Below are 24,878 nucleotides of genomic sequence, written 5' to 3' on the forward strand. Positions count from 1 at the left end.
ATTACTTTATATGCACAGTGGACTCCTGTTAAATATAACTTAAAGTTTGACAGAAACGGAGGAAATCCTGATACAAGTAAATATTATATGTACTGGGTAAATAATTTGACCTATGATGTTACTTATAAGGTGGCAGCGTGTAATTATGTAAAATCGGGTTATATATTTACCGGCTGGAATACCAAGGCAAACGGAAAGGGAACAGCAGTATCAGATAAAGGAAGTTATAAAAATTTAACAGATATAAACGGTGCTACAGTTACCTTGTATGCTCAATGGAAAAAGAAATAAAAATATGCTAAAAAAAGAAGCTATCAAAAGGGATAGCTTCTTCTCTTATAAAAATAAATTTACTTTCCGGCGTTATAATCCACATCTTTTAATATATCGCTAAAGTCGAAGGTGGCAAAATAATCCTTTGGAGTTTCAGCCCTTCTTATCATTATTACTTCACCATTTTCTTTTAATAAAAGCTCAGCCGAGCGAAGCTTTCCATTATAGTTATATCCCATGGAAAATCCGTGGGCTCCGGTATCATGAATAAAAAGGTAATCTCCAATATCAATTTTTGGCAATATTCTGTCAACTGCGAATTTATCGTTGTTTTCACATAAAGAGCCGGTTACATCATAGGTATGATCGCAAATATCATTTTCTTTTCCTAAAACAGTAATGTGGTGATAAGCTCCGTACATGGCAGGTCTCATTAAGTTTACGGCACAGGCATCCACACCGATGTATTCTTTGTGGGTATGTTTTTCATGAATAGCCTGTGTAACCAGACCTCCATAAGGAGCCAGCATAAATCTTCCCATTTCAGTATAAATGGCAACATCTCCAAGTCCTGCCGGAACTAAAATTTCATCATATACTTCATGAACTGCAGAACCGATAGCTTTTATGTCATTAGGCTCTTGATCAGGTGTATAAGGAATTCCCACTCCACCTGAGAGATTTATGAATTTAATGTCACAGCCTGTAGCCTCTTTTAATTCCACAACTGTTTCAAAAAGAGTTTTTGCCAGGGTTGGATAGTATTCATTGGTAACGGTATTGCTGGCTAAAAATGCATGCACACCAAAATATTTAACTCCTTTTTTCTTAAGAATTCTAAAGCCTTCAAAAAGCTGATCCTTAGTAAAGCCGTATTTTGCATCTCCGGGATTATCCATAATGCTGTTTGAAATGGTAAAAAGCCCCCCCGGATTAAAACGGCAACTAATGGTTTCAGGTAATGAGGCAACATCCTCTAAAAATTTTATATGGGTAATATCATCCAGATTAATGGTTGCATTTATCTGTCTTGCATAAACATATTCCTCGGCAGGTGTATCATTTGAAGAAAACATTATGTCATTTCCACTAAATCCCAAAGCTTGTGCCATCATAAGTTCAGTAAGAGAAGAACAGTCACAACCACAGCCATATTCCTTTAAAATGTTTAAAATGTACGGGTTAGGAGTGGCCTTGACAGCAAAATATTCCTTAAAACCCTTATTCCAGGAAAATGCTTCTTTTACGGCTTTGGCATTTTCACGGATGCCTTTTTCATCATAGATATGAAAAGGGGTAGGATATTTTTTTACCATGTCTAAAACCTGTTCTTTAGTGACAAAAGGTATTTTTGTGTTCATATTATTTCCTCCTGTAGATATGTGATTTAAATGTAAAAAAGTCTAATAATCTTTTTTTACTAGTTTAATTTCATTTGCCATATAATCTTTAAACAAAGTGACAAAATTTTTGTGTTCGGAATAAAGTGCACTGCTTTCTTTTCCAAATCCATAGTCGCCTGTAATAACCCTTTTAGAATCAGTAATAACCCCAATTTGATTTTTTTTATCATTTGTAATGTAGGTTATTACACCTTCAATATCAAAATCTTTTTCGCTAAGAATACTTATTTTAATATTTCTTTTTACTGCTTTTATCAGGTCATCTCTAAAACAATCAAGAAGGTCTGAATTCATTGAAATATAAAGTCTAAGCTTTGTCTGTTCCATCATTGTATGAATTTTGTTTTTAATATTTTCATCTCCGTTTATGGTGACATAGCCTTCCTCAAAAGACCTTTTTTTGGGGAGATTATTTATTAGAAAATCTCTGTCTTCGTAGAGATTTCGGATTTTGTTATTGCAAAACTCATCTATGGGAACAATGGTATATTTTTTTGAATCCCCTTCTATAATAAAAGCAGCTCCCTTGTCTACAAGACTTTTTAAGCTGGAATAAGCATTGGAACGGGAGATTCCTGTTTGCTTTGCAACTTCATATCCTGTTAAACAGTCATTTTTACAAAGAGTTATATAAATAGCTGCCTCCTGCCTGGTAAGGGAAAAGGCAGTCAGTTTACTGATTAAGATTTCTGTATTCATCCATGCTCCTTTAAAATAGTAGTTCTATTTGAGAAAACTATATTACCTATATAACACTTTGTCAAGGTAAAATGATGAAATATTTTATCAATTATTCTTTTTAATATAATAAAAATTAAAAAATTACCGTTGAAAAGAAGAAAATTGTATAAAAATTGATGGAATTGTGTATAAAGCCGGGAAATAAGAAGCCGATAATATAGATGAGGGATTATTTTTGTTTTCATGAATGGAGATGATTGTAGTATGTCACTGATTTTAAATATAGGTAACCTTGTTAAAGATGAAAACTCAAAAGATAAAGATAATGTAAAAAACAAAAACATTTTGACTCTTGCGTCAAAGGAATCAGATTTAGATGATGAAAAAGTTCAAAGCAAACTTGCAAAAATCAAGGCAAAATTAATGTCAGGAAAAAGGCTTTCCAGAAAAGAAATGGAATTTTTAAGACAATATGATAACGAATTGTATATGCTTGCACTTAAAATGGAAAGACTTAGAAAAACAGTTGAAAATCAGCTTAAAAGCTGTAAATCAAAAGAAGAAGTATCTATTGTTATAACCCGTTTTTTATCCGGTTTAAACAAAAATGACCCGGAATTTCAAATTAAGGCCAATACAATAAATGAAGCGGCAAAGGAATTTATGAAAACGGACAGATATAATAATCTTCCGGAAACTACGCAGGAAGCAAAGAAGCAAAAAGACAATGACAAAGACACATTTACCCTAAGCAAGGACTTGAAAAAAGAAAATGAACCCTGGATTGAAATTAATGAATTTTCCTATCAGGAAATGTATGAATAAACCTATCTTTTCTTTGCATTGACTTTAATCAATGTTATAATTAATTCAGGACTGTTTAAAAAATAAAAATGACAGTCAAGTATGGAATTTATCGGAAATGGGAGGAACTTTGAAAGAAAAAATTGTTTTAATCGACGGACACAGCATACTAAACAGGGCCTTCTATGGAATACCTGCTCTTACTAATTCTAAGGGAATATACACAAATGGAGTTTATGGTTTCTTAAATATCATGTTCAAACTTATAGATGAGGAAAATCCACAATATCTTGCAGTGGCATTCGATACCTCAAAACCCACATTTAGACACGAGATGTTTAAAGAATACAAAGGAACCAGAAAGCCGACTCCTAAAGAGCTTTCTAGTCAGGTTCCTTTAATAAAAGAAGTTTTATCGGCAATGAATATCTTTATAATCTCAAAAGCCGGATTAGAGGCTGATGATCTTATAGGAACCATGGCTGAATATTCTAGAAATAAAGGGCTAGATGTAGTTATAATTTCCGGAGACAGAGATCTTCTCCAGTTAGTCAAAGATGATGTAAAACTTAGAATACCTAAAACCACAAGAAACGGTACTACGGTAGAAAACTATTACCCGGATGATGTAATAGAAAAATATCAGCTAAAACCGGCTCAGATTATTGATCTTAAATCCCTTATGGGAGATAGTGCTGACAATATACCGGGGATTCCGGGAGTTGGTGAGAAAACAGCCACAAAAATATTGTTAGAATACGAAACTTTGGAAAAAGCCTATGAAAATGTTGATAATCTTAAGCCTCCAAAGGCATCAAAATCCCTAAAAGAAAATTATGATTTGGCTGTCTTAAGTAAAAAATTAGCCACAATCAATACAAAAGCGGACATAGAATTTGATATTGAAAATGCTAAACTGGGAAGCATGTTTAATGAAAATTCAAAAGAAAAATTTGTGGAGCTGGAGTTTAAAAATCTTCTTTCCCGTTTCAGTTTTGAAGATGAAAAAGAAAAAATTGAAAGAAAATTTGAACATATAGTAACTTTAAAAGCCTTAGATGAATTTTTAAACGAAGCAAAAAAGGCAAAGGAAATCGGAACAGGTATGGCTTATGAAAAGAAATTATATGGATTTTCAATAGCTTTTGACGAAAGAAATGCCTTTATTGAAGTAAATGATGAAATAAAAGAAGATGAGCTTTGTGAAAAAATCAAAGAGTTGATTATTGCCTCAAAATCCGCCTCTTTTATGGATTTAAAGGGAATTTTAAAGGTCATAAATCTTGAAAAATTTGAAAATAAATATCTGGATCTTTCCATTGGAGCTTATCTTATAAACCCTATCGGAGGAAGTTATTCTTACGAAGATCTGGCAGGGATTTATTTAAATGAAAGTCTGGAAAGTCCTAAAGAATTATTATTAAAAAATTCTATCGAAAAAACCTTTAAAGAAGATAAAAAAAGGGTTCTTACCCTTACTTGCTATCAGGCCATGACGGCACTTTTGGCAAAGAATATTATCTTTGAAAAATTAAAGGAAATGGAAATGTCAGATTTGTATTTTAACATGGAAGGTCCTCTTATTTTCGTTTTGGATGCCATGGAAAAAGAAGGCATGTTAGTTAAAAGGGAGGCTTTAAAGGAATATGGAGACAGTCTGGTGGGACGAATTAACCAACTGGAAAAGTCCATTTACGAAAAAGCCGGAGAAGAATTTAATATTAATTCACCAAAGCAGTTGGGAGTTATATTGTTTGAAAAACTTCAAATGCCCAATGCGAAAAAAACAAAAACCGGATACTCCACCTCAGCAGATATTTTAGAAAAACTGGCAGGAGAATATCCGATTGTAAATGAAATATTAGAATACCGGACCCTTGCCAAATTAAAATCCACCTATGCAGACGGCCTTGCAAATTACATTGGTAAGGATGAGAGAATACATTCAAATTTCAATCAAACTATTACGGCTACCGGAAGAATAAGCTCTACAGAGCCTAATTTACAAAATATTCCAATAAAGCTGGAACTTGGAAGACTTATAAGAAAGGTATTCGTTCCAAAGGATGGTTTTATATTTTTAGATGCGGATTATTCTCAGATAGAATTAAGAGTACTGGCTCATATGTCAGGCGATGAAACCTTGATAGATGCCTACAGAAATTCTAAAGATATACATAAGGCGACGGCAGCGAGTGTATTTAATATTCCTATTGAAGAAGTAACGCCTCTTCAAAGAAGGAATGCCAAAGCTGTAAACTTCGGTATCATTTATGGTATGAGTGCTTTCGGTTTAGGTCAGGATTTAGGCATATCAAACAAAGAGGCAGCAGATTATATTGAAAAGTATTATAATGCATATCCGAAGATAAAAATGTTTTTAGATGGTTTAGTGGCATCTGCCAGAGAAAAGGGTTATTCCATTACCATGTTTAACAGGCGAAGACCTATGCCGGAACTTAAGGCTTCTAATTTTATGCAAAGAAGTTTTGGAGAAAGAACGGCAAAGAATTCACCTATTCAAGGTAGCGCAGCAGATATTATAAAAATAGCCATGATAGAAGTGTATGAGGAATTAAAAAAGAGAAATCTTAAGTCAAAACTTATATTATCGGTACATGATGAATTGCTGGTGGAAACAGCCCTTGAAGAAGTAGAAGAAGTTAAGAAAATTCTTACAGAAAAAATGATGGGTGCAGCTAAACTTCAGGTACCCCTTGAAATAGAACTTGAAACCGGAACAAATTGGTATGAAGCAAAATAGGAGTGTAGTATTATGAAAGTTATTGGTGTAACTGGCGGAGTTGGAGCAGGAAAGTCCAAAATTTTGGATTACATTAAGGAAAACTATAATGTAAAAGTTGTAAAAGCAGATGAGATTGGCTCAATGCTTATGGGGAAAGGACAGATATGTTACTTTAAAATTGTAGCAGAATTTGGAACTGAAATCCTGGATGAAGAGATGGATATTGACAAGGAAAAAATGGCAAATCTTATTTTCAATGATGAAAATTTAAGAGATAAAATTAATAATATTGTCCATCCGGAAGTGTTTAAATATGCCAAAAGTGACATAAAGAAAGAAACAAAAGCAGGAGAATATGATGCATATATCTTTGAAGCTGCTTTAATCTTAGGTAGTGGCTATGAGCCAATGTTTGATGATATCTGGTATATTTATTCTTCTGAAGAAATCAGAAAAATCAGATTAAAAGTTACAAGAAAATACGATGATGAAAAAATCGAGAGTATATTTAAAAGTCAGCTTTCCGATGAAGAATTCAGAGATAATACAACTGTTCAGATTGACAACGAAGGAAACTTTGACATAACAACTGCCCAGGTTGATGAAGCTTTAAGTGGTATTCCGAAAAAAGCAAGGCCAATAAAGGCAGTTGCACCTGTTAGAAATAATGTGGATGTTGACGGAAAAGAGTATGTATTCGGACTTGATATCGGAACCAGAAATGTTGTGGGAACCGTTGGATATATGGAAAATGAGAGTTTTCATATAGTGGCAATGAAGTCAAAACAGCATGAAACAAGGGCAATGATTGATGGTCAAATTCACGATATTACCAAGGTTGGAAAAACAGTTAGGAAAATAAAAGATGAACTTGAAAAAGAGCTTGATATGAAGCTTACCCAGGCTTGTATTGCAGCAGCAGGTAGAGTTTTAAGGACAGTAACTACCACCATTGATATAGAATTTGAGCAGGAAACTTTAGTTACCGGTGAGCATATTCATACTTTGGATTTGCTGGGAATTGAAAAGGCACAAAAAGAGCTTAATGAAAACAATGATACTAAATTTAAGTTTTACTGTGTGGGATATACCGTAATAAAATATTATTTAAACGGAGACATTATTTCGAATCTTGAAAGCCATAAAGCAGAAAAAATCTCCGAAGAGATTATAGTTACCTTCCTTCCTGAGGATGTTGTAGACGGTCTTTATGCAGCAGTTAAACATGCTGATATGGAAGTGGCAAATCTTACTTTGGAGCCTATTGCAGCTATTAATATTGCCATTCCACAGGCATATCGTATGTTAAATATAGCCCTGGTGGATGTGGGAGCAGGTACTTCGGATATTTCCATTACAAGAGATGGAAGTATCATTGCCTATGGAATGATTCCTCATGCCGGAGATGAAATTACCGAAATACTTGTTCAGCATTATCTTGTTGATTTTAAAACAGCAGAATATATAAAAATAGAATCCGGAAGAAGCGATACGGTAACCTACAAAGATATTATGGCAATTTCTCATGAAATAGAATCCAAAGAAGTATGGGAACTTACAAAGGATGTTACGACAGAGATTGCAAAAGAAGTATCAGATAAAATAATGGAATTAAACGGTGGAGAACCGGTAAGTGCAGTATTCGTAGTAGGTGGCGGTGGAAAGGTTCATGGCTTCGTAAATGAAATTGCAAAAGAATTAGAGCTTATGGAGGAGAGAGTTGCCTTAAGAGGAGAAGAAGTTCTAGATGATATTGATTTTATTGATCAGACCATTGAAAAAGATCCTCTTATCGTTACTCCTATAGGTATCTGCTTAAATTATTATGAGCAAAGAAACAGCTTTATTTTCGTTCATTTCAATAATGAGAGAATTAAAATATACAATAATAACAAGCTTACAGTTGTTGATGCGGCTATGGAGGCAGGATTCCCGAATGATTATCTTTTCCCAAGACGCGGAGCAGAATTAAACTTTACTATTAATGGAAAACAACGTATAATAATGGGCGAATTAGGCGAGTCTTCTGTGGTTTGCGTAAACGGAAGAGAAGTAAGCTTAAGTACACCTATTGAGAATAATGATGAAATAGTCATAAAAGAATCCACAAAAGGCGCTGATGCCCACCATACAATCTCACAGCTTCCTGAACATCAGTCTACATTAAAATTCATAGTAAATGATGTTACAGTGGTTTGCCCGTGCTTTGCCCAGGTAAACGGAGAGCTTGAGTCAGAATATTATGAGATTATGGATGGCGATGACATTGTAATGAGAAATTATTACACTGTTGAGCAGCTCTTTGAATTTATGGATATTGCAGTAGATTATTCAACAATTATTTATGTAAATAACAAGGTTGCTGATTTAGAAGACAAAGTCTATGAAAACTTCTCTGTTGAGTGCTCTTTGATTCCAGATGAGCGTTTAGATGAAGTTGTGGCATCAGAAGTATTTGACTTTGCAGGACTTGACGAATTGGCTGAGGCAGTTGAAGAGGCTGTGGAAGATGCCAAGGAAGTAAGAGAGTCTTTAGAAGACTCAGATGCTAAAGAAGAAGAAACCAAAGAAGAACTTAAAGAAGAACTTAAAGAAGAACTTGTAGAAGAAAATACAAGCGAAACAACTTCACAAAGCTTAGAAGAAGTTCCTAAAGCAGAGGAAACAACTGATGTATTATTAGAAGAATCCAAAGAAGAAGTTGAAAAAACAGCTGAAGCTGATACTGAAAAAGAAACAGTTTCCCAGGAGGAAATTGAAGAAAATACAGAAAATCAAACAGCAGAAAGCATAGAAGAGACTGAAGTAGAGGCTGACTTTGATGAAGAAAAAGAAGTTTCAGATTCTAAGATAGAGGATACAGCCTCAAATGATATTCAGGCTGAAACTTTGGAGGAAACAAAAGAAGAAGTTACAAATGAACAGGCACCACTAGAAAGTCCGAGTAAACCTAAAAGCGTGATATTAGACGATGGAAACGGATTTTTAGTATTGGTAAATGGCGAAGCTGTAGATTTAAAAGAAAAGAAACATCCTATTTTTATAGATGTATTTGACTATATTGATTTTGATCTCAGTCAGTCTAACGGCAGAGCAATTATTACCAAGATAAACGGTTTGGATTGTGGCTCCTACAGTGAACCTTTAAAGAAAGGCGATAAGATAGATATATACTGGAAGGAAAGAATCTAAAAAATGAGAATGTTAAGCATTGCCAGTGGAAGCAGCGGTAATTGCATATATCTGGGAGATGACAATACCCATATTATTGTAGATGCAGGGCTTTCCGGCAAAAAGATAGAAGCAGGACTTAATACCATAGGTCTTACAACTAAAGATTTAAACGGCATATTAATCACTCATGAACACTCAGATCACATTGGTGGTCTGGGTGTTATTTCGAGAAAATATAATATTCCTATTTATCTTACAAAAAAGACGGCCCAGGCTATTTCAAATATAAAAAGTGTCGGGAAAATTGATGAAAATTTATACAATTATGTTGAAAAAGATAAATCTTTTTATATAGATTCACTAAAAATCAATCCCGTAAAAATATCCCATGATGCCGCTGATCCCGTGGCATATACAGTGGAAAGCAAGGATAAAAAAGCAGGTGTAATGACAGACCTTGGATATTTTGATGAATATATTGTGGACAAAATCAGTGGATTAGATGTATTATTATTAGAAGCTAATCACGACCTGAATATGTTAATGGTTGGTTCGTACCCTTATTATCTGAAAAAAAGAATATCAGGTGATAAAGGACATTTATCAAATGAAAACTCAGGCAGACTGTTATCAAAGGTTCTTCATGACAATATGAAAAAAATACTTTTGGGGCATCTGAGCAAAGAGAATAATTATGCACAACTCGCTTATGAAACCGTAAGACTGGAAATTAAAATGGGTGATAATCCTTATTCTGACAAGGATTTCCCTATAGAAATTGCTGATAGAACCAGGCCTTCTGCGGTTATCAATTTTTAACACTGGAGGATAAGATGAAGAAGAGCATTATTACAGTAATAGGACAGGACAAAGTAGGAATTATCGCCAAGGTATGTGTGTATCTTGCAAACAACAATATCAACATTCTTGATATTTCCCAGACTATTGTAAGTGGTTATTTTAACATGATGATGATTGTGGATATGAATAATTCCGCAAAACCTTTTGATGATTGTTCAAAAGAACTTGGACAAATCGGAGAAGAACTTGGGGTTAAAATCACCTGCCAGCACGAAGATATTTTCAATATGATGCACCGAATTTAATCAATTGACGGGAGGATATTTTAATGATTAATATGCTTGAGGTCAACGAGACCAATAAAATGATAGAGCAGGACAACCTTGATGTTCGTACTATTACTATAGGAATCAGCCTGTTCGATTGCATTGATTCAAACCTTGAAAAATTAAAATCCAATATTTACAACAAAATCACAACCGTTGCAAAAGACTTGGTTTCGGTGGGTAAAGAAATTGAAACCATGTACAATATTCCCATTGTAAATAAAAGGATTTCAATTACTCCTATATCAATGATTGGAAGTGCAGCCTGTAAGACACCGGAGGATTATGTAGAACTGGCTAAAACTTTAGATGAAGCGGCTGCAAAAGTAAATGTAAATTTCTTAGGGGGATATTCTGCCATTGTTTCAAAAGGAATGACAAAGCAGGATGAAATATTCATTCGTTCCATTCCTCAGGCTTTAAAAGTAACAAATAATGTTTGTTCTTCGGTAAATGTCGGCTCTACAAAAACAGGAATCAATATGGATGCCGTAAGACTTATGGGAGATATTATTAAAGAAACAGCTCTTGTTACAAAGGATGAAGGTTCCATAGGATGTGCAAAACTGGTGGTTCTTTGTAATGCTCCTGATGATAATCCATTTATGGCAGGTGCCTTTCATGGTGTAAGTGAAGCAGATGCCATTATAAATGTAGGTGTAAGCGGACCGGGCGTAGTGAAAAAAGCCCTTGAACAGGTTCGTGGAGAAAATTTTGAAGTATTATGTGAGACCATTAAAAAGACAGCCTTTAAGATTACAAGAGTCGGACAGCTTGTAGCAAAAGAAGCTTCAAAAAGATTAAATATTCCATTTGGAATTATCGACCTTTCTCTTGCTCCTACACCGGCTATAGGTGATTCCGTTGCAGATATTCTTTGTGAAATCGGACTTGAATATGCAGGTGCACCGGGCACAACAGCTGCCCTTGCTCTTCTTAATGACCAGGTAAAAAAAGGTGGAGTAATGGCTTCATCGTATGTAGGGGGACTTAGCGGTGCCTTTATACCGGTTAGCGAAGATCAGGGAATGATTAATTCAGTAGAACAGGGTGCTTTAACTATTGAAAAATTAGAAGCAATGACTTGCGTTTGTTCCGTAGGACTTGATATGATTGCTATTCCAGGAGATACAAAAGAAACCACAATTTCCGGAATTATAGCAGATGAAATGGCTATCGGAATGATAAATCAAAAAACTACAGCCGTAAGAATTATTCCTGTAATTGGCAAAGGTGTAGGAGACAAGGTTGAATTTGGAGGATTATTGGGATATGCCCCTATAATGCCTGTAAATCAATATTCCTGTGATGCTTTTGTAAACAGAGGAGGAAGAATACCGGCTCCAATTCACAGCTTTAAAAATTAAAAAGAAAGACTATAACAAATTTATTAAATAAAAATTTGTTATAGTCTTATTTTAATTATAAATAAAGGGGGTTATTGTATATTCATTATAATCTTTGTCATTAATAATATGATAGATTTCAGAAGCTTCAATATCTTTTAGAAATACCTTAATCCCGTTTTTACCTAGCATTTTTTTTGCATTTGCATATTTATTGATAACAGGAATAATACTTTTTTTGTTAATTTCCTTTAAAAGCGAGGTAGAGGTTTTGTTAAATGCAAGAATTTTGCAATAATAGGACTTACAGTCTTTATCAAACTCCTCTTTATAAATATTAAGTAAAATATGGCAAAGGCATCTGCTTATTCTTGAATAGGTAAAATTTTTGCTTTTTAAATCCATACAAAAATCTTCAAAAAAGGTCATATAATCGCATATCTTCAAAATAGAATTGGAAATTTCCACTGATACATCATTATACTTTTCAAAACCGTATTTTTTTTCCAATATTAATTTATATTTTAATAATCTTGAAAAATCATTGGAAAAAACCACATTTTTATTTTTAACAGAGTCTTCAAAAAAAACAAAGGATTCATCAGGAATATTACTTTTAAGTAAATCTTCAATTTTTTCATAATTTTCCTGATTATAAACCAGATTTCTTATGGCTTTTGCAGAAGAAAGGTGGTTATTAATTTTATCATCATTATAATCTGAGCCCAGTCTTTTTACGGGAAGGGGCTTAATAGTGGTTGATTTTAAAGCAATGATATATTCCAAAGCCAAAACGTTATTTGGAGACATAAGAATATTACTAATATCATCATAATCAGCATCATTTTTATCAATACAGGCCAAAACAGCCTGACTTCTGGCTTTGGCAAAGGAACTGCCCTTTGAAAGTTCGGTTTTTAAGACAGTTTTATATTCAAAAGACTCTTTTGAAAGAATATTGCTGATTTTATAAAAAGCATCAAGATTGTCACATTCTACCCCAAAACATAGAAAGTCAACTATATTTAAATCCGATAAAATATTAATGGAAGCCTTGGCAAAATAGCCGGCAGAGGCAGTTGCGTAAAAGACCGGCAGTTCAATAACCATGTCAGCACCGGCACAGACAGCCATTTTAGCTCTTGTAAATTTGTCAATAATGGCAGGTGTTCCTCTTTGGGTGAAGTCTCCGCTCATAATAACAATAATATTATCAGCTTTGGTTATTTCTCTGGCTTTATCTATTAGATATTTGTGTCCGTTATGAAAGGGATTAAATTCAGCTATAATTGCAGCGGTTTTCATTTATTTCTCCTAAATTAAAAATTTTGCCGGCTTTTTACAAATAATGTAAAATACTATTAATCTTTCCTTTATAATTTTACATAAAGAAGGTTATTCTTGCAAACACGATAATCAGGAAAAGAAAAATATCAGAAAGGATTTCAATGGAATTTGATATAAAAAAAGAATTGTGTTTAGGTTGCGGTTTATGTGTTTCAATCTGTCCGGAAGTTTTTGATATGGACGAGGAAAGTAAAGCACATACTATATCAAAAGTAAATCGTTTTACCTATGAAGAAGCCGATGAAGCTATGGATAGATGTCCGGGAAAGGCGATTTATATTAAGTCAAAATAGGTGAATTACAGGTTTTTTTGAACGCAGTGTAAGCAATCCCCCGCTTCAAAAGCGTAAGCTTTAAGCGGAGGATTGCTTACACTGCGTTCATGAGGAAGTAGCGAAGCGGATTCCGAATGTCCGCTTTACTAAAATAATTGTAAAATCATTAGGTGTAAATTGCACGAAAATATTAGAAAAGTCTAAAAAAAAATTAGAATTGTGTACGAAGAAATTTACGAAAATAAATAATATACTTCTTTCCATAAGGGAAATAATTCTAATGAGCGCATTGTCTATAGGGGTATAGGATAATGCGAAATATGGGAGGGGAATATACAAATGAGCAAAATTGTATTTGACGAGAAGGAACTTGAACTTGTAGGCAGAATGCCTGCATTTGGGGATCCGGAAGCATTGGGGGCACCAATTTACAAATTTCCGATTTCTCCAAAGGAGGAAGTTAAAAAGCTTTATAACAAAGAGTCAGACTGGATGTTTACCGGAACGGAATGGGGGCTTTTTTCACCCAAGGTAATACCAGATGACGTTGCCAGGGGCTTTGTTTTTGAAGCAGAGATGATTCCTATGGAGGAGTTTGGTGGTCCTGACATGTTTGGAGTCGAATGGGAGTACGTACCTGTGGTTGGGGGATCAATGGTGCGTCCCGGAAAACCATTATTTACAGATGTAAATGAATGGAAAGAAAAACTATTACCTGTATGGCCAAATCCAGATGAATGGGATTGGGAAGGTAGTGCCAAAGCCAATAAAGAATTTTTAAATAACGGACAGGCAACACTTTTATGGCTTTTAAATGGTGCATGGTTTGAAAGATTGATATCATTTATGGAATTTGAAGATGCGGCAGTTGCATTAATTGACGAGGATCAGGAGGATGCTTTAAAAGAGCTGCTGCAAAAACTGACAGATTTATATTGTCATATAGTTGATAAGTGCGTGGAAGCCTATGGTGACGGAATAGTGGGATTTACGGTTCATGATGACTGGGGTTCACAAAGAGCACCGTTTTTCTCAAAAGAGGCTGCAAGGAATTTAATAGTACCATATATGAAACAATTTACGGACCATGTTAAATCTAAAGGCATGATAGCTGATTTCCATAGCTGTGGTCATATTGAAGATCAGATTGAAAATATCATAGCTGCAGGATGGCAGTCCTGGACACCTATGGCAATGAATGATACCAAAAAGCTTTATGAAGAGTATGGTGACCAGATAATTATTTCAATTTGTGATAATGATATTGCACCTGGCACACCGGTTGAGGAGCAGGTTAAACAGGCAAAAGAGTTTGCTTCAAAATACTATAGCCCTGATAAACCATCTGTGTTTAGTTATATGTATGCAGCAGGTGCATTGACAGATGATTACAGAGCTGCTTTGTATGAAGCTACAAGAAAGATGTAAAAGCATTCTTACTTTAAAAATCTAAAAAAACCCCGGCAAAATCGTGTATTATTTGTATAAAGGCTTTTAATTATACAAAAAGACTTAATAAGTGTTCAAAAGTAGTTGGAAGAGAGTGTTGGCCAGCAAATGGTGCAACACCCTTTTCCTTTATTAAATATTATTGTTTTTGTTGAAAAATCATATATTTTGTTGACAATTTTGCGAAAATGTTATACGTTTTATGAAAAAATTGACGAATTTTATATAATAAGGGGACTTTAATCCATTAAGATTATATATAATCAAAGAAAGGAGACGAAAAAATGAGTCTGGGAAATTTGATTAAAAAAACATTATATGTAGGGGTAGGAGCAGCTGTAACGGCAGTAGATTTAGTTGGTGAAGCTGTGGAGGAAATGACTAAAAAGGGTGAAGAGTTTTTAGATTCTGATGAACTTAAAGACGGTGTGGAGGAAGTAAAGATAAAAACTCAAAAAACCATTGAAAAAGTTGTCAATCTTCAGCCTGACAATGTAAAAGATGCCATGGAAGCAGTAGAAAAAATGACCCATGAAGAATGGCTTAAATTCAAAGATAAGGTTAATTCCATGGAATTTATGAAAAAAGACGAGGAAAAGAATGAGAAGTCTGAAGAAGATAAAAAAGACATTATCGAAGAAGAATCAGATTATGTGGAAGAAGATTAATAAATAATATATTTGATTTTACAGGCCTTTCTTTTTGGAAAGGTCTTTTATTGTGGAAATAAAAAAACTGCCATATGTTAATGACAGTTTCTTTACGGGTTGGGCTATTCATAATAAATAGTCAGCAGTTCGTACGGGAATCGAACCCGTGATTCTGCCGTGAGAGGGCAGCGTCTTAACCTCTTGACCAACGAACCGTGCAACATAATATCATGTTTAAAAACTTATTGCAAGCAATTTCTTTAAGATTTCTTTAATTTTTTTTGAAATAAATCCCACCGGATAAATAAACATCTTCTCTAAACCTTTAAAATCAAGGATTTTGAGAATCATTAAAGAAAATTTTTCAAAACTTTACTGTAAAAGGAAAAAAGATTATAATAAAAAAATCCTGAAATGAAGATATGGGATAAGAAAGTGAGGAACAATATGCAGGTTTTAGTCACCGGAGGAGCCGGATATATTGGAAGCCATACTTGTGTGGAATTATTAAATTCCGGCTATGAAGTGGTAATAATTGATAATTTTGTAAACTCCAATAAATTGGTAGTTGATAGAATAAAGCAAATCACAGGCAAAAATCTTAAACTCTACGAAGGGGATGTATGCGATAAGAAAGCGGTTTTTGAAATATTTGAGAAGGAAAATATAAATGCAGTTATTCATTTTGCCGCTTTAAAGGCAGTTGGTGAATCTGTTGAAAAACCAATCGAATATTATTCAAACAATCTCAATGGAATATTTACAATAGTTGATGCATGTAGAAAATACAATGTAAAAAATATAGTATTTTCTTCCTCAGCAACTGTTTACGGAGATCCAGCCACAGTGCCTATTAAGGAGGATTTTCCACTATCTGTTACAAATCCATACGGAAGAACAAAGCTTGTTACGGAAGAATTTTTAAAAGATGTTTATAAGGCAGATAATTCCTTTAATATAATGCTTCTTAGATATTTTAATCCTATCGGAGCTCATGAAAGCGGACTTATAGGCGAAGATCCAAAAGGAATTCCTAATAATCTTATTCCTTATATTTCCCAGGTTGCCATTGGAAGACTTGAATGTCTTGGAGTATTTGGGGATGATTATGATACCCCGGATGGAACAGGTGTAAGAGACTATGTACATGTAGTAGACTTGGCAAAAGGTCATGTGAAAGCCATGGAAAAAATGGCTGATATGAAGGGTGAACTTGAGGTTTATAACCTTGGTACAGGAAGAGGCTACAGTGTACTTGAGGTGGTAAAGGCCTTTGAAAAAGCCTGTGGCAAAGCCATAAAATACCAAATAAAGGATAGAAGGGCCGGTGATATTGCACAGTGTTATGCAGATTCATCAAAAGCCGAAGAAAATCTTCATTGGAAAGCTGAAAAAGACATTGAAGATATGTGTAAAGATACCTGGAACTGGCAGACGAAAAACCCTAATGGGTATGAATAAAATACTTGCTAACTGCTTGTTTTAGTGCTATAATGTAGTAGGTAATTTAAGATATAGTTGTTTATTTAAGAGTGGGTGCGAATCCACTCTTATTGTTTGTATATTTTTTAGAAAGAAGGTGCCGGGATGTCAAAAAGAACGGATATAGAAGAAAAAACATCTTGTCTGGTAAATCCTCTTTGCGATGCTAACAACATTGAGTTAGTAGATGTTGAATATGTTAAGGAAGCTGATAATTTTTATCTGAGGATATTTATTGACAAGGAAGGTGGAGTAAATATCGATGATTGTGAACTTATCAGCAGAAGCTTGGAAGAAATCCTTGACAGGGAAGACTTCATTGACGAGTCCTACATACTGGAGGTTAGTTCTCCGGGCCTTGACAGACCTTTAAAGAAAGAAAAAGACTATGTGAGAAATCTTGGGAAAATGATTGAAATTCACACTTATAAGGCTATTGATAAAATCAAGATTTTTCAGGGGCTTTTAAAAGAATTTGATAAAGATAGTGTAACTATTGAATATGAAGATAATACAACTCAAACATTTGAAAAAAAGAATATATCGCTTATAAGGCAGTATTTTGATTTTTAAGGAGGAATAACAAAAAATGAATAAAGAACTACTCGAAGCGCTTGAAATCCTTGAAAAAGAAAAGGATATAAGCAAGGAAACATTACTGGATGCTATCGAGAATTCATTGCTTACAGCTTATAAAAATAATTATGACAAATGTGATAATGTAAAAGTTGTAATTGACAGAGATACCTGTGAATACAAGATTTATTCTGAAAAAGAAGTTGTAGAAGAGGTAAAAGATCCTGTTTTACAGATATCTATTGAAGATGCTTACCAATATGGTTCAAATTTTCAGGTGGGAGATATTGTAAATGTTCCTGTGGATGCCAAGAATTTTGGTAGAATTGCTACTCAGAATGCAAAAAATGTAATTTTGCAAAAAATCAGGGAAGAAGAAAGAAAATCTCTTTACAGCCAGTTCTACGAAAAAGAAAAGGATATCGTTACAGGAATTGTTCAAAGAGTTCAGGGAAAGAATTTATCTATTAATCTTGGAAAAGTAGATGCAATTCTTACAGAAAAAGAACAGGTTAAGACAGAAAGATTTGAACCAAATGAAAGAATAAAACTTTATATTCTTGAAGTTAAGGATGGTCAAAGAGGACCAAGAATTATTCTTTCAAGAACTCATCCGGATCTGGTAAAAAGACTTTTTGAAGCTGAAGTAATTGAAGTACATGACGGAACCGTGGAAATTAAGAGTATTGCCAGAGAAGCCGGCTCAAGAACAAAGATTGCAGTATGGTCAAACAATCCAAATGTTGATGCAGTGGGTGCCTGTGTAGGTCAGAATGGTATCAGGGTAAATGCCATTGTAGAAGAACTTCGTGGTGAAAAGATAGATATAATCAACTGGTCAGAAAGTCCGGCTGTACTTATTGAAAATGCATTAAGCCCGGCTAAAGTAGTTTCAGTAATTGCAGATAATGATGAAAAGACAGCAGAAGTTGTTGTTCCTGATTATCAATTATCTTTGGCAATTGGAAAAGAAGGTCAAAATGCTCGTCTTGCAGCCCGTCTTACAGGATTTAAGATTGATATTAAATCAGAGACTCAGGCTAAAGAGGAGGAAGCATTGTTAGATGATGAAGAATACGATGTTTCTTATGAAGAAAAAGATGAAGACAATAGCGCATATGCTTTTGATGACACAGAATCATTCGAAGAAATTGATGATTACGGAGTAGAGGACTAAGATGCCTGGAAAGAAAAAAACACCTATGCGTATGTGTGTAGGATGTGGAGAAATGAAAAATAAAAAGGAAATGATTCGTATTATACGAAACACCGAGAACGAAATAGAAATAGATGCCAGTGGGAAGAAAAACGGCAGAGGAGCATACATTTGTAATAACATAGAATGTCTCCGGACTGCCTTTAAGAGAAAGAGTCTTGAAAGATCTCTAAAGGTAAGTATTCCTTTGGAATTATATGAAAAGCTGGAAAAGGAGCTTAAGCTAAGTATTGAACGATAAAGTTTTAAATATGATCGGAATGGCTACGAGAGCCAAAAAAACAATTAGTGGAGAGTTTTCAGTTGAAAAAGCAGTAAAAACAGGGAAAGCAAAATTAGTTATCGTGGCAACAGATGCTTCAGATAATACTAAAAAATTATTTACAAATAAATGTAGCTATTACAAAATCCCGTGTTTATATTACTCGACAAAGGAAAGTCTGGGACATGCCATAGGGAAAGATTACAGAGCCTCTGTTGCAATTTTAGATAAAAACTTCGCCAATAGTATCGAAGAAAAAATTAAAATTGACAATTGAATAATGGAGGATATAGAATGGCAAAAATCAGAGTTTATGGTCTTGCGAAAGAATTAAATATAAAAAGTAAAGAAATAATAGATTTTTTTAAAAAAGAGGATGGGCAGGAATTAAAAGCCCAAAGTGGACTTGATGATAATCAGGTTAGTAAATTTAAGAAATTTATAGATAAAATAAATGCCAATGTGCACAGACAGGATAAAGATAAGGCTGTAAAAAAGGAGGGTCCTGTTACGGAAAATAAGGATAATAACTTGAACAATAACGAAAACAAAGGGAAAAAAGGCAAAAAACCAAATATCAGTCAGGTTTTCCATCCGCAAAATAGTCAAAAGAATTCAAACAATAATGGCGGAAACAACAAAAATAATAACAAAAACAAAAATATCAGTCAAAACAATAACCAGAACAATGCAGATTCTTCCAATGATTCACATCGTCAAAACAACAATGGTGGAGAAAACAGGAAGGATAATGTAAGAGACAACAACAAAAATAATAACAACAACAAGAATTTTAATAATAAAAATTCCAATAATAAAAACAAGAACAAAAACAGAAACAATAATCAAAACGACAATAACAACAATCGCTTTGAAAAGAAGAATAAAAAAGGTCATAACAAGAACCAGAATCAAGCTCAGCAGCATCCGGTTGAGGCAAAGGAGCCGGAAGTTGAGACAATCAAGACAATTGTATTAGAAGATACAATGACCTTGAAAGAACTGGCTGACAAGTTAAAAATTCAGGCTTCAGTGCTTGTTAAAAAGCTTTTCCTTCAGGGAAAAATGGTTACAGTAAATCAGCAGATTGATTTTGATACTGCTGAAAATATTGCATTGGAATATAATGTTTTATGTGAACATGCAGTAAAGGTTGATCCTATTGAAGAATTATTAAAAGAAGAAGAGGAAGATACCTCAAAAATGGTAAAAAGAGCTCCTGTTGTCTGTGTAATGGGACATGTTGACCATGGTAAAACTTCTCTTCTTGATGCTATCAGAAATACAAATGTTACTGATAGAGAAGCCGGTGGTATTACTCAAAAAATCGGTGCTTATGTTGTTACCTGTAATGGAGAAAAGCTTACATTCCTTGATACTCCGGGACATGAAGCTTTTACAGCAATGCGTATGCGTGGAGCAAAATCTACAGATATAGCTATTTTAGTTGTAGCTGCTGATGATGGTGTTATGCCACAAACCATAGAAGCTATTAATCACGCTAAGGCAGCCGGAATTGAAATAATTGTAGCTGTAAATAAAATTGATAAACCGACAGCTAATATTGAAAGAGTAAAACAGGAATTATCAGAATATGAGCTTGTTCCGGAAGACTGGGGTGGAAGCACAATATTTGTACCTGTTTCAGCACATACCCATGAAGGTATAAGTGAACTTTTAGAGATGGTTTTACTTACAGCTGAAGTATTAGAATTAAAAGCAAATCCAAAAAGAAGAGCAAGAGGTCTTATTTTAGAGGCAGAGCTTGATAAAGGAAAAGGACCTGTTGCCAATATACTTGTTCAAAAGGGAACATTACGCATAGGTGATCCTATTGCAGTTGGTTCATGTCATGGAAAAATCAGAGGAATGACTGATGATAAAGGTCGTAAAGTAAAAGAGGCAGGTCCATCAACTCCTGTCGCTATTACAGGACTTAGTGATGTTCCAAATGCCGGTGAAACATTTGTTATTACAAAAAATGAAAAAGAGGCCAGAAGCTTTGCGGAAACCTTTATAGCTGAAAGAAAAGAAAAACTCATAGAGGAAACAAAATCAAAAATGAGTCTTGATGACCTTTTCTCACAAATCCAGGCAGGAACCTTAAAAGAGCTTGATATTATCGTTAAAGCTGATGTTCAAGGTTCTGTAGAAGCTATAAAGTCAAGCCTTTTAAAACTTTCAAATGAAGAAGTTGTAGTTAAGGTAATTCATGGAGGCGTTGGTGCCATTAATGAATCTGATGTTATTTTAGCATCTGCTTCCAAGGCTATTATCATTGGATTTAATGTACGCCCTGATGCTCAGGCTAAAGAAACAGCCGATAGAGAAGGCGTAGATTTAAGACTTTATAAAGTAATTTACAATGCTATAGAAGATATCGAAGCTGCCATGAAGGGAATGCTTGATCCTATATATGAAGAAAAAGTTATAGGTCATGTTCAGATTCGTCAGGTATTTAAAGCTTCAGGTATTGGAAATATTGCAGGTTCCTATGTTCTTGACGGTTCAGTTCAAAGAGGATGTAAAGTTAGAATAAATCGTGGTGAAGAGCAGATATTTGAAGGTGATCTTGAGTCATTAAAGAGATTTAAGGATGACGTTAAGGAAGTTAAGGCAGGCTATGAATGTGGTCTTGTATTTAGCGGATTTAATGACATCAGAGTTGATGATGAAGTAGAAGCCTATATCATGGTTGAAGTACCGCGTTAAGAGGATCTGATATGAGAAAAAACAGTATAAAAAATACAAGGATAAATACTGAAGTTATGCATGAACTGGGAAAAATCATTATGAATGATATTAAAGACCCAAGAGTTCATCCAATGACTTCTGTGGTAAAAGTGGAAGTGGCACCGGATCTTAAGACCTGTAAAGCTTATATCAGTGTGCTTGGCAGCGAAAAGGAAAAAAACGATACCCTTGCAGGCTTAAAAAAGGCAGAAGGCTTTATAAAAAGAAGTTTGGCATCTGCCATTAACCTTAGAAATACACCATCAATAGTATTTGTCCTGGACAATTCCATTGAATATGGAGTTAATATGTCAAAGAAAATCGAAGAGGTAATGAAACAATCTGAAATTCACAGTGAAAATAAAGAGGAAGAGTAATGAGTAAGTTAGATAATGAACTTATAAATATGAAAAACATTGCCATTTCGGGCCATATAAACCCCGACGGAGACTGCGTCGGGGCTTGTCTTGGCCTTTATAATTATATTTTAAAAAACTTTGAAGGCGTTAATGTTGATGTTTATTTGGAACCCATTCCTGCCATATTTGATTTTTTAAAGGGAAGTAGCGATATTAAAAACCAATATAATGAAAATAATACCTATGACCTTTATATAGCTCTTGATTGTAGTGATATTAAAAGGCTGGGAATATTTGGCGATTATTATAAAAAAGCAAAACACACTCTTTGTATAGATCATCATATTACAAATGATGAATCTTTCGCAGATGTCTGCTACATTCAACCCCACAGAAGTTCAGCCTGTGAACTGCTTTATACCTTAATGGACAGTGAAAAAATCAATAAAGATATAGCAGAATGTATTTACACAGGAATGGTAACAGATTCCGGAGTTTTTCAATATGGCTCTACCACAAGTGAAACTATGAATATAGCTGGAAAAATGATGGATATGGGCATTGATTTTCCAACAATCGTAAACAGAGTATTCTTTCAAAAAACCTTTACCCAGAATAAAATGCTTGCCAGGGCGATTAATAACGCAAAAGTGGCAGCTGACGGAAAAATTTTATATTCTATAGTTACCAAAAAAGAGATGGATGAATGTAATGCCAAACCAAAGGACTTAGAAGGTTGCGTAAGTCATCTTCGTTCAACCAAAGGGGTAGTGGCATCAGTTTTAATGTATCAAAATCCTGAGGGTACTTTTAAGGTAAGTTTGCGTTCAGAAAAAGAAACAGATGTAGCTTCAATAGCTGCAAAATTCGGTGGTGGTGGTCATAAAAATGCTGCCGGATGCACTATTTTAGAAAATCCTGAAGAGAAAATGAAGGAAATTGTTTCTATGATAGAAAAAGAGCTTAATTAGAAAGTTTCTAGGGTTTGGTAAGAGTATGGATGGAATAATAAATGTATATAAAGAAAAAGGCTATACTTCTTTTGATGTTGTGGCCTGTCTTAGAAAAATATTAAAAATTAAAAAAATAGGTCATACCGGAACCCTTGACCCAGATGCGGAAGGGGTTTTGCCTGTTTGCATTGGAAAGGCAACGAAGCTTTGTGAAAAACTCACAGACCATGATAAAACCTATATTGCAGGATTAAGGCTTGGCATTACAACAGATACCCAGGATATGACAGGAAAAGTCCTGACACAAAATCAGGTAAATGTTACTAAAGAAGAGCTTGAAAGCATTATAAAAAGTTTTGTTGGAGATTATAATCAAATTCCTCCCATGTATTCTGCATTAAAGGTAAATGGTAAGAAACTTTATGAACTTGCCAGAGCTGGAATAGAAGTTGAGAGAAAATCAAGACTTGTTAAAATAATAGATATAAATATAATAGATATAGACATTCCTTTTGCCAAAATTGAAGTATCATGCACTAAAGGAACCTATATCAGAACCCTTATATCAGATATTGGTGAAAAATGTAACTGTGGTGCAGTTATGGAAACTCTTAAAAGGACAAAAGTCGACAGATTTGATCTGGAAAAATCTCATAAATTATCAGAAATAGAAGAATATGTAAAAAATGACAGACTTAATGAAATACTGCTTCCAATAGCCGATGTTTTTAGCGATTTAAAACAGTTTAAAATGACAAAAAATTCAGACAGATTTTTAATTAATGGAAACAGATTAAAAGCTGAAAATTTTGCAAAATATGAAAATGTCCAAAGTGACGGGGAGGAAATTGCTGTTTACAACAGTGACGGTCAGTTTAGGGCAGTTTATAAATATTGCAAAAAAAGCGATGATTTCAAAGTTTGTAAGATGTTTTAGGAACGAGGAAAAATGCACTACATTAGAAACAACGCAGATTATGAAATAAAAGAAAAAACAGCCATATGCCTTGGCAAATTTGACGGTCTGCACAAAGGTCACAGAAGATTAATAAGAAATATATCAGACAGAAAAAAATACGGATTAAAAACAGTAGTTTATACCTTTGATACCAATCCGGCATTTTTGATAAATCATGAAAAAGAACAGCTTATTACAACAAATTATGAAAGAAAAGTCTTAATAGAAGAAATGGGCATTGATTATCTTTATGAACTTCCCTTTACAAAAGAAATAATGAATCTGGAACCGGAGTATTTTATAGAAAAAATAGTCAAAGAACTTTCTATTAAATACATGACAGTGGGGAATGATTTCAGGTTTGGAAAAGGAGGAAGAGGAGATTACGCCCTTTTGGCAAAGCTGGCTAAGGATTTATCCTTTGAACTGGATATTATAGATAAGGAACGATATGAAGACAGAGATATAAGCTCAACTTATGTCAGAGAGTGTATTATAGCCGGCGATATGGAAAAAAGCAAGGAATTACTGGGTTATCCCTATACCATAGTGGGAGAAGTGGTACATGGCAATCAATTAGGCAGAACCATAGATATTCCTACTGCTAATGTAGTGGCAGATGACAATAAAATTTTCCCACCTAATGGGGTATATGTATCAAGAGTTTGTATCGGTGATTTGGTGTATGGATCTGTTACAAATATTGGAATCAAGCCTACGGTTACAGACAAACATATTAAAGGAGCAGAGTCTTTTATATTCGATTTTTCAAATGATATCTATGGAAAAGAAATAAAAATAGAGCTTTTAAAGTATGTCAGACCGGAAATGAAATTCAAAAATATTGAAGAATTAAAGGGTAGAATGCAGGCAGATGCCGATTATTCAAAAAAATATCTGCTGGATAATCAGTTGATAAATATTAAGCAAATGTAACAGTAATTATTAAATAAAAACATAATAAAGACCGAATTTTCAAAAAAAGCAGGCAAATGTGTTTTGGAGCCTGCTTTTATTTTACGCAAATAGCATAAAAATCGACGTAATTAGTATTAAAGGACTAT

Annotated in this window: 23 protein-coding genes and 1 tRNA gene; 20 read left to right on the forward strand and 4 right to left on the reverse strand. The window is 34.1% G+C overall.

Features of this window, described 5'->3' with window-relative positions; translation table 11 throughout:
* The coding region (locus tag BM153_RS06100) for an InlB B-repeat-containing protein (protein ID WP_177205596.1) at window positions 1–291 on the forward strand (291 nt) is incomplete at its 5' end.
* A gap of 59 nt (window positions 292–350) precedes the next feature.
* Here BM153_RS06100 and BM153_RS06105 read toward each other — a convergent pair.
* Together BM153_RS06105 and BM153_RS06110 are read right to left on the reverse strand one after the other, a co-directional pair.
* Window positions 351–1,634: a diaminopimelate decarboxylase gene (locus BM153_RS06105; protein WP_092871785.1), complete on the reverse strand. Its 1,284-nt coding sequence runs from the start codon at window positions 1,632–1,634 to the stop codon at window positions 351–353.
* Between the two features lie 42 nt (window positions 1,635–1,676).
* Window positions 1,677–2,375 carry a TrmB family transcriptional regulator gene (locus tag BM153_RS06110; protein WP_092871787.1) on the reverse strand — a complete coding sequence of 233 codons (699 nt, stop codon included), beginning with the start codon at window positions 2,373–2,375 and terminating at the stop codon, window positions 1,677–1,679.
* A 246-nt stretch (window positions 2,376–2,621) separates the two neighbouring features.
* Between BM153_RS06110 and BM153_RS06115 the strand changes: the two genes are divergently transcribed.
* The 6 genes from BM153_RS06115 to BM153_RS06140 all read left to right on the forward strand — a co-directional run bounded on the left by BM153_RS06115 (window position 2,622) and on the right by BM153_RS06140 (window position 11,575).
* The gene (locus tag BM153_RS06115) at window positions 2,622–3,182 is read left to right on the forward strand and encodes a hypothetical protein (protein ID WP_092871789.1); all 561 of its coding nucleotides are present in this window, start codon (window positions 2,622–2,624) and stop codon (window positions 3,180–3,182) included.
* A gap of 109 nt (window positions 3,183–3,291) precedes the next feature.
* Window positions 3,292–5,925 (forward strand): DNA polymerase I, encoded by a 2,634-nt coding sequence (gene polA, locus BM153_RS06120; protein WP_092871791.1) that lies wholly within the window; start codon window positions 3,292–3,294, stop codon window positions 5,923–5,925.
* Window positions 5,926–5,937: 12 nt separating this feature from the next.
* Window positions 5,938–9,099 (forward strand): dephospho-CoA kinase, encoded by a 3,162-nt coding sequence (gene coaE, locus BM153_RS06125; protein WP_092871793.1) that lies wholly within the window; start codon window positions 5,938–5,940, stop codon window positions 9,097–9,099.
* Between the two features lie 3 nt (window positions 9,100–9,102).
* Window positions 9,103–9,900, forward strand: a complete 798-nt coding sequence (locus tag BM153_RS06130; RefSeq protein WP_092871795.1) for an MBL fold metallo-hydrolase — start codon at window positions 9,103–9,105, stop codon at window positions 9,898–9,900.
* A gap of 14 nt (window positions 9,901–9,914) precedes the next feature.
* On the forward strand, window positions 9,915–10,187 hold the full coding sequence (locus BM153_RS06135) for an ACT domain-containing protein (protein ID WP_092871797.1): 273 nt from the start codon (window positions 9,915–9,917) through the stop codon (window positions 10,185–10,187).
* Window positions 10,188–10,210: 23 nt separating this feature from the next.
* A complete protein-coding gene (locus BM153_RS06140; RefSeq protein WP_092871799.1) occupies window positions 10,211–11,575 on the forward strand; it encodes a PFL family protein in 1,365 nt (454 codons plus the stop codon).
* A 51-nt stretch (window positions 11,576–11,626) separates the two neighbouring features.
* On the opposite strand, the gene BM153_RS06145 is transcribed toward BM153_RS06140, so the two are convergent.
* The gene (locus BM153_RS06145) at window positions 11,627–12,859 is read right to left on the reverse strand and encodes a nucleotidyltransferase (RefSeq protein ID WP_092871801.1); all 1,233 of its coding nucleotides are present in this window, start codon (window positions 12,857–12,859) and stop codon (window positions 11,627–11,629) included.
* Window positions 12,860–13,002: 143 nt separating this feature from the next.
* Between BM153_RS06145 and BM153_RS06150 the strand changes: the two genes are divergently transcribed.
* The 3 genes from BM153_RS06150 to BM153_RS06160 all read left to right on the forward strand — a co-directional run bounded on the left by BM153_RS06150 (window position 13,003) and on the right by BM153_RS06160 (window position 15,293).
* Window positions 13,003–13,194, forward strand: coding sequence for a ferredoxin (locus BM153_RS06150; protein WP_092871803.1), 192 nt, complete (start codon window positions 13,003–13,005; stop codon window positions 13,192–13,194).
* 321 nt (window positions 13,195–13,515) lie between these two features.
* The gene (locus tag BM153_RS06155; RefSeq protein ID WP_092871805.1) at window positions 13,516–14,604 is read left to right on the forward strand and encodes a uroporphyrinogen decarboxylase family protein; all 1,089 of its coding nucleotides are present in this window, start codon (window positions 13,516–13,518) and stop codon (window positions 14,602–14,604) included.
* A gap of 305 nt (window positions 14,605–14,909) precedes the next feature.
* On the forward strand, window positions 14,910–15,293 hold the full coding sequence (locus BM153_RS06160; RefSeq protein WP_092871807.1) for a hypothetical protein: 384 nt from the start codon (window positions 14,910–14,912) through the stop codon (window positions 15,291–15,293).
* 125 nt (window positions 15,294–15,418) lie between these two features.
* Here the strand turns inward: BM153_RS06160 and BM153_RS06165 are convergent.
* A tRNA-Glu gene (locus BM153_RS06165) sits at window positions 15,419–15,490 on the reverse strand.
* 232 nt (window positions 15,491–15,722) lie between these two features.
* Here BM153_RS06165 and galE point away from each other — a divergent pair.
* From galE to BM153_RS06215, 10 genes are all read left to right on the forward strand, one after another.
* Window positions 15,723–16,736: a UDP-glucose 4-epimerase GalE gene (galE, locus tag BM153_RS06170; RefSeq protein WP_092871810.1), complete on the forward strand. Its 1,014-nt coding sequence runs from the start codon at window positions 15,723–15,725 to the stop codon at window positions 16,734–16,736.
* A gap of 126 nt (window positions 16,737–16,862) precedes the next feature.
* On the forward strand, window positions 16,863–17,330 hold the full coding sequence (rimP, locus tag BM153_RS06175) for a ribosome maturation factor RimP (RefSeq protein ID WP_092871812.1): 468 nt from the start codon (window positions 16,863–16,865) through the stop codon (window positions 17,328–17,330).
* 16 nt (window positions 17,331–17,346) lie between these two features.
* Window positions 17,347–18,510, forward strand: coding sequence for a transcription termination factor NusA (gene nusA / locus BM153_RS06180; RefSeq protein WP_092871814.1), 1,164 nt, complete (start codon window positions 17,347–17,349; stop codon window positions 18,508–18,510).
* 1 nt (window position 18,511) lies between these two features.
* Window positions 18,512–18,790 (forward strand): RNase P modulator RnpM, encoded by a 279-nt coding sequence (gene rnpM, locus BM153_RS06185; RefSeq protein ID WP_092871816.1) that lies wholly within the window; start codon window positions 18,512–18,514, stop codon window positions 18,788–18,790.
* Between the two features lie 10 nt (window positions 18,791–18,800).
* Window positions 18,801–19,088 (forward strand): L7Ae/L30e/S12e/Gadd45 family ribosomal protein, encoded by a 288-nt coding sequence (locus BM153_RS06190; RefSeq protein WP_092871923.1) that lies wholly within the window; start codon window positions 18,801–18,803, stop codon window positions 19,086–19,088.
* 17 nt (window positions 19,089–19,105) lie between these two features.
* Window positions 19,106–21,523, forward strand: a complete 2,418-nt coding sequence (gene infB, locus BM153_RS06195; protein WP_092871818.1) for a translation initiation factor IF-2 — start codon at window positions 19,106–19,108, stop codon at window positions 21,521–21,523.
* An 11-nt stretch (window positions 21,524–21,534) separates the two neighbouring features.
* A complete protein-coding gene (rbfA, locus tag BM153_RS06200; RefSeq protein ID WP_092871820.1) occupies window positions 21,535–21,921 on the forward strand; it encodes a 30S ribosome-binding factor RbfA in 387 nt (128 codons plus the stop codon).
* On the forward strand, window positions 21,921–22,874 hold the full coding sequence (locus tag BM153_RS06205) for a DHH family phosphoesterase (RefSeq protein ID WP_092871822.1): 954 nt from the start codon (window positions 21,921–21,923) through the stop codon (window positions 22,872–22,874). The genes rbfA and BM153_RS06205 overlap by 1 nt, the downstream gene beginning before the upstream one ends.
* A gap of 25 nt (window positions 22,875–22,899) precedes the next feature.
* Complete coding sequence (gene truB, locus BM153_RS06210) at window positions 22,900–23,793, forward strand: tRNA pseudouridine(55) synthase TruB (RefSeq protein WP_092871824.1); 894 nt, start codon at window positions 22,900–22,902, stop codon at window positions 23,791–23,793.
* Window positions 23,794–23,805: 12 nt separating this feature from the next.
* Window positions 23,806–24,750, forward strand: a complete 945-nt coding sequence (locus BM153_RS06215; protein WP_092871826.1) for a bifunctional riboflavin kinase/FAD synthetase — start codon at window positions 23,806–23,808, stop codon at window positions 24,748–24,750.
* The last annotated feature ends 128 nt before the right edge of the window (window positions 24,751–24,878 follow it).

This window comes from Acetitomaculum ruminis DSM 5522 (assembly GCF_900112085.1).
Lineage (GTDB): Bacteria > Bacillota > Clostridia > Lachnospirales > Lachnospiraceae > Acetitomaculum > Acetitomaculum ruminis.